The 543-nt window shown below is 29.8% G+C and carries 1 protein-coding gene; it reads right to left on the bottom strand.

Annotated features, from left to right (window positions below):
• Positions 1-437 (bottom strand): HXXEE domain-containing protein (locus LMF89_RS25555; protein ID WP_229537605.1); only part of this gene is annotated, 437 nt, incomplete at its 3' end.
• Positions 438-543 lie beyond the last annotated feature (106 nt).

Raw genomic sequence — 543 nt, 5'->3', positions numbered from 1 at the left:
GTAACCAATATGAATTTCCAGTTTAAATAATCTAAAACATTAAGGATATATATTGTATAAACATTGTATATTCCGGTGAGTATAGCAGTTCCTACTGCGGGGATGTACTTTTTTAAGGCAAGAGATTGAATAATGTGTCCAATTACATGAATAAGGTAGACTATTGTTAGTACCGCAAAGAAAGAATAATAATTATATTCCACGCATAGAAAAGTTAATCCAGATAGAATTAAAAATTCTTCAAAAACAGCTATTGCAAAAGAAGCAGAAGATACTCTTTCAAATCTTAAAAAAATCCTTTTCCCTATCCGTGGATATTTATTAATAATATAATCTTTATTTTTTTTCAACCATAATGGTAAAAATATAATCTCTTCGAAGTCATGAAACATAAACGTTATTGGCAAAAGCCACATTAAAGAATCAATGTGCATCATGTACTCACCCCTCTTTTAACAATTTACTGTGAATTGACTTTATGATTTTTATTATACAATTTATACCAATAAAGATAAAGGGGTGGACGCGCTATACGTCCACCCC

It is taken from the genome of Pelosinus baikalensis (assembly GCF_020819555.1).
GTDB lineage: Bacteria > Bacillota > Negativicutes > DSM-13327 > DSM-13327 > Pelosinus > Pelosinus baikalensis.
Note: the sequence above shows the minus strand (reverse complement) of the source record. Positions and strands in the feature narration are given on the sequence as shown.